Genomic DNA, 5,501 nt, shown 5'->3' with positions numbered 1-5,501 from the left:
CCGGCGATCCGCGCGTAACGCCGATGATCGCCAGCAAGCCGGCTCCTACCGGTTCGGAGTGCACATGCGGCTTTTGAGGGACCCGTGAAGGCTTGCTCCATCAGCCGCGCTGATCGCCCGTCATCAGTGGCTCGGAGTTAACAAAACATAACGTCCCACCAATTGTAAGCGCCCGATAAAGCTGGCTAGCATGGCTTCGCCTGTCGTAGCAGGCCTTACCTAATAAAAATAAAGGGGGTATGTATGGGTGAGCCCGTTCTGCGGCGCACACTATCCGGCCGCGCCATGGTTCCCGCCCATGCGGACACGTCGCGCTTTCACTCATCGCTAGCCAGCGTGCTCTCGCTTTGCGGTGTCGTCTCGCTTCTGCTGCTGGCCACCGCGCCGATGGCGGTACAGGCCGCGGCGGACATCCAGACACGCTATTCGATCGAGTCGGCGAAAGCCGTTTCCAGTCTTCTTCTCGATATCACCCGGGCCGGCGATCGCCTTGTCGTCGCGGGGGATCGTGGCCACATTCTCTACTCCGACGACGCCGGCAGGAGCTGGACCCAGGCCAAGGTGCCGACCCGCCAACTGCTGACCGCCATCGCCTTCGCCGACGACAAGCACGGCTGGGCGGTCGGCCACGATGCGCTGGTCCTGGCCACTGCCGATGGTGGCGAAAGCTGGTCGGTCCAGTACGAGGACCGTGAGCGCGAGGCGCCGTTGCTGGATGTCTGGTTCGAGGACGACCGCCATGGCATCGCCGTCGGCGCCTATGGTGCGCTGATCGAAACCACCGATGGCGGCAAGACCTGGGATGACATCAGCGATCGTCTCGACAACGAGGACGGCTTTCACCTGAACGCCATCGCGCCTATCGAAGGGGCCGGCCTGTTCATCGTCGGGGAGATGGGCAGCCTGTTCCGTTCCGCCGACCTGGGCCAGAGCTGGGAGCGCGTCGAATCGCCTTATCAAGGCTCTTTCTTCGGCGTGGTCGGCGGCGCGGAACCCGGAGTAGTGCTCGCCTTCGGCCTGCGCGGTCACCTGTTCCGCTCGACCGATTTCGGCGACAGCTGGGATTCGATCGAACTCAGCAACGGCAATGGCCATGCACTGGAATCCGGACTGGCCGACGGCAGCCTGCTGCGCGACGGGCGCATCGTGGTGGTCGGGCATGGCGGCGCCGTGCTGACCAGCAGCGACCAGGGCCGCAGCTTCGAACTCTACAACCGTCCCGACCGCCGTTCGCTGTCGGGCGTCAGCTCCGATTCGGAAGGCAACCTGATCCTGGTAGGGCAGGGCGGTGTGCGCATCGCCTCGCCATCGGGCGCGGATCTGGCCCCAAGACAATAAAGCCGGGAGAGTCTGCATGACCAAGCATCAACAGAAGCCGGCGTCGTTCCTCGAGCGCCTGATCTTCAACAACCGGCCGGCGGTGGTCGTCATCTGCCTGCTGATCAGCGTTTTCCTGTTCTATCAGGCGGCCCAGGTTCGGCCGCAGACCAGCTTCGAGAAGATGATCCCGCTGGGGCATCCGTACATCCAGAAGATGCTCGAGCACCAGAACGACCTGGCCAACCTCGGCAACACCGTACGGATTTCCGTGGAAGCGGTGGAAGGCGACATCTTCTCCAAGGAATACATGGAGACGCTGCGGCAGATCCATGACGAAGTGTTCTACATCCACGGTGTCGACCGCTCCAATATGAAGTCGCTGTGGAGTCCCAGCGTGCGCTGGACCGAGGTCACCGAGGAGGGCTTCGCCGGTGGCGAGGTGATCCCGCAGACCTATGACGGCTCGCCCGAGAGCCTCGAGGACCTTCGCGACAACATTCTCAAGTCCGGCCAGATCGGCCGCCTGGTGGCCAACAACTTCAAGTCCAGCATCATCGACGTGCCGCTGCTCGAGTCCTACCCGGACCCGGAAGACCAGAGTCGGCAGATCAAGCTGGACTACCAGCAGTTCTCCCACGAGCTGGAAGAGAAGATTCGCGAGAAGTACCAGGCGCAGAATCCGAATGTGAAGGTGCACATCATCGGCTTCGCCAAGAAGGTCGGTGACCTGATCGATGGCCTGGTCGGCGTGGCCTTGTTCTTCATCGTCGCCATCGGCATCACCTTCGTGCTGCTGCTGTGGTTCACCCGCTGCTTCAAAAGCACCGTCGCGGTACTGGTCACGACCCTGATCGCGGTGGCCTGGCAACTGGGCCTGCTGCATACGCTGGGGTTCGGCCTCGATCCGTATTCGATGCTGGTGCCGTTCCTGGTGTTCGCCATCGGCATTTCCCACGGGGTGCAGAAGATCAATGGCATCGCGATGGCTTCCGGCTACAGCGAGGATCCGCTGACGGCTGCGCGCCTGGCGTTCCGTCAGCTGTTCGTTCCGGGGATGGTGGCGCTGTTGTCCGATGCGGTGGGCTTCGTCACGTTGCTGCTGATCGACATCGGGGTGATCCGCGAACTGGCTATCGGCGCCTCGCTGGGTGTGGCGGTGATCATCCTCACCAACCTCATCCTGCTGCCGGTCGCCATTTCCTACATGGGGATCAGCCAGCGGGCCATCAAGCAGGCACGAGAGGAGGCCTCGCGTGACCATCCGTTCTGGCGCCTGCTGTCCAGTTTCGCCAGTCCGAAGGTGGCGCCGATCTCCATCATCGTCGCCGTGCTGGCGCTGGCCGGGGGGCTCTGGTACGGGCAGAACCTGAAAATCGGCGATCTCGATCAGGGCGCGCCGGAGCTGCATCCGGATTCGCGCTACAACCTGGACAACGACTTCGTCATCCGCAACTACTCGACCAGTTCCGACGTGCTGGTGGTGATGGTCAAGACCGCGCCGGAAGGCTGCTCGCACTACGACACGCTGGCCGCCATGGACGAGCTGATGTGGAAGATGCAGAACACCGAGGGCGTGCAGTCGGCCGTGTCGATGGTCACCGTGGCGCGCCAGGGCATCAAGGGCATGAACGAGGGCAGTCTCAAATGGGAGACGCTGTCGCGCAACCAGCACGTGCTGAACAATTCCATCGCTCGCGCCGAAGGCATGTACAACAGCGACTGCTCGCTGGCGCCAGTGCTGGTGTTCCTCAACGACCACCGGGCCGAGACTCTGGAGCACGTGGTCGCGGCGGCGAAGGATTTCGCCGAGGAAAACAATCGCGAAGGCCTGGAATTCGTCCTCGCCGCCGGTAACGCCGGTATCGAAGCGGCGACCAACGAAGTCATCGCCGAGTCGGAAACCACCATGCTGATCGCGGTCTACGCGGCGGTGAGCTTCATGTGCCTGCTGACCTTCCGCTCGGTGGCCGCGACTCTCTGCGTGATCCTGCCGCTGGTGCTGACCTCGATCCTCGGCAACGCGCTGATGGCTTTCATGGGTATCGGCGTCAAGGTCGCCACCCTGCCGGTGATCGCGCTGGGCGTGGGTATCGGGGTGGATTACGGCATCTACATCTATAGCCGCCTGGAATCCTTCCTGCGCCAGGGCATGCCCCTGCAGGAAGCTTACTACCAGACGCTCAAATCCACCGGCAAGGCGGTGATCTTCACGGGTGTCTGCCTGGCCATCGGCGTGGTGACCTGGGTGTTCTCGGCGATCAAGTTCCAGGCCGACATGGGCCTGATGCTGACCTTCATGTTCCTCTGGAACATGGTCGGTGCGATCTGGCTGCTGCCGGCCCTGGCACGCTTCCTGATCAAGCCGGAGAAACTGGCCGGCAGGGCAGGTAGCCCGGTGCTGGCGAACTGACGTCTGGCTGCGCCACAAACGAGGCCCGCATCGGAGGATGCGGGCCTTTCTTCTTCCAAGGGAGCCGTCCGGACTACACCCCTTGTTCTCAGACCTTGATCTCCTTTAACCACTCATTGGTGCGTTCCCGGTCAAAAGCCGTCGGGTCAAAGGCGTCCTGATGCCATTCCATCATCGCCTCGTGCTCGGAATGGTTCGGGTCTGCGATTGCCTCGAGAAACTCTTCATAACCCGGCGCGCCACCGACATCTTCTGGCGGGCAGGCATTGGCGCCGTCGATGCAGTACGGCACCTGCGGGCAGGCGATGGCAGGCAGTACTTTCTCGACTTTGATCCGATGATCCCAGCCGTCGCCAAAGTCATACACGTAGCGAAATGTCTTCCGCCCGGACAAGGCCTTGATCAAGGTTTTGCGGGCTTCCGGGTTGACCGGCGGGCCCCAGCCATCGGGGGTAGGAATACCGTAGTTCTCGCCGGCAATTTCAAATTCATGCAGGTGGCCACCTTCCCAGCCCATTGCGATCTGGATCACTGAGTGCAACCTGCCCAGGGTGATATTTTCCGGCACGGCCACACGCCGCCAGATGGCGGGTTCGATGTATTTCAACTCAATGTGCAGCAACAACAGGTTTGCTGCAGGTTTCGGTAAGCCAACAGTTTTGACCATGGATCAGGTCACCTCGCAGTGTTCAATAAGTGTGTGAGAAACATTCAGGGCAGCGGTTCATCGATCCGGCTGATCGGATGGTCGGCGATGCGCTCCAGCACATGAGTCAGACAAGCATGCGGGTTCCAGTCGTTCAGCTTGGCCGGGCGTAAATCCCAGCCGCGTGTTTTCCGCCCGCGGAGGAGCCGACGAACAGGTAAGACTTGCTCTTCAGAACGACCGCCCGAAGAGCGTGTTCGGCGACATCGTTGTCGATTTCGATGCGAGCCGTCATCGCAATAGCGCGCGTCAGCGCCTGCCAGCGATCAAGGGTATAGAAAATCGCACCGGCCAGTGTCGATTCCCTCACATTGAGCCAATGCCTGGCCGAGTTCGGGTGGTTGCCGGTTCGACGGGAATAGGGAGTCGTGTCCAAGATGGCGTCTGCTAAAGATGGGGCATTATCTTGGCCAGTTTGGGTGGGGAAGGCGGAGTGGGTGCTGGGCGCCCGTTGGTTGCCTTGGGTGATCAACCGGGAACGGACATTTCTTGACCCAGTGCATGCTCTGGGACCGCCGCCGTTGAACTGGACGCCGCCATCCGTCACCCTCCGGCCTTCGCCGAACTCAAGGAAGGAGGCCAAGGCATGCAGGATGCCAACCAGGCGCATATCACTTTCGCCATCGCCAACCAGGAAACCGATCTGCAGGTAGTGGCCTTCGAAGGCCGGGAGGCGCTCAACCACCCCTATCGCTTCGACATCGAACTGGTCAGCGAGCGTCCCGACCTGGACCTCGATGCGCTGATCAACCAGCCCGCCTACCTCGCCTTCGGCCCCTCCGGCAAAGGCGTGCACGGCATCATCTACAGCATCGAACAGGGCGACTCGGGCAAACGCCTGACCCACTATGCCATCAGCCTGCGGCCGGTCCTCGCCTACCTCGGCCAGAGCGTCGACCAGCGCATCTTCCAGCACCTGACGGCACCGCAGATCATCGCCGAGGTGCTCGAAGACCATGGCCTGCTCGACGGCACCGACTACCGCTTCCAGCTCGGCCCCTACGTCTACCCCGAACGCGATTACTGCGTGCAGTACGACGAATCCGACCTGCACTTCATCCAGCG

4 protein-coding genes and 1 pseudogene are annotated in these 5,501 nt (G+C 62.0%); 3 read left to right on the top strand and 2 right to left on the bottom strand.

Annotated elements, in window-relative coordinates; all coding sequences use genetic code 11:
* The first annotated feature begins 336 nt into the window (after positions 1-336).
* Complete coding sequence (locus IN820_RS18415) at positions 337-1,338, top strand: WD40/YVTN/BNR-like repeat-containing protein (RefSeq protein WP_328822108.1); 1,002 nt, start codon at positions 337-339, stop codon at positions 1,336-1,338.
* A gap of 16 nt (positions 1,339-1,354) precedes the next feature.
* Complete coding sequence (locus IN820_RS18410; RefSeq protein ID WP_193682347.1) at positions 1,355-3,730, top strand: efflux RND transporter permease subunit; 2,376 nt, start codon at positions 1,355-1,357, stop codon at positions 3,728-3,730.
* Between the two features lie 88 nt (positions 3,731-3,818).
* Here IN820_RS18410 and IN820_RS18405 read toward each other — a convergent pair whose 3' ends face one another.
* Both IN820_RS18405 and IN820_RS22715 read right to left on the bottom strand, forming a co-directional pair.
* On the bottom strand, positions 3,819-4,397 hold the full coding sequence (locus tag IN820_RS18405; RefSeq protein ID WP_193682346.1) for a plasmid pRiA4b ORF-3 family protein: 579 nt from the start codon (positions 4,395-4,397) through the stop codon (positions 3,819-3,821).
* A 44-nt stretch (positions 4,398-4,441) separates the two neighbouring features.
* Positions 4,442-4,755: pseudogene (locus IN820_RS22715) on the bottom strand (IS66 family transposase); the annotation flags it as partial.
* 267 nt (positions 4,756-5,022) lie between these two features.
* Between IN820_RS22715 and IN820_RS18390 the strand changes: the two are divergent.
* Positions 5,023-5,501: contractile injection system protein, VgrG/Pvc8 family (locus IN820_RS18390; RefSeq protein ID WP_268939452.1), on the top strand; the 479-nt coding region annotated here is incomplete at its 3' end.

This window comes from Pseudomonas lopnurensis (assembly GCF_015070855.1).
Taxonomy (GTDB): Bacteria; Pseudomonadota; Gammaproteobacteria; order Pseudomonadales; family Pseudomonadaceae; genus Stutzerimonas; species Stutzerimonas lopnurensis.
The sequence above is the reverse complement of the archived record's forward strand: the minus strand, read 5'-3'. Positions and strand labels throughout refer to the sequence as shown.

Excerpts from the sequence above, each read along its gene's own strand:
- IN820_RS18405 (WP_193682346.1), bottom strand. The coding sequence starts at position 4,397 with ATGGTCAAAACTGTTGGCTTACCGAAACCTGCAGCAAACCTGTTGTTG.
- IN820_RS18410 (WP_193682347.1), top strand. The coding sequence starts at position 1,355 with ATGACCAAGCATCAACAGAAGCCGGCGTCGTTCCTCGAGCGCCTGATC.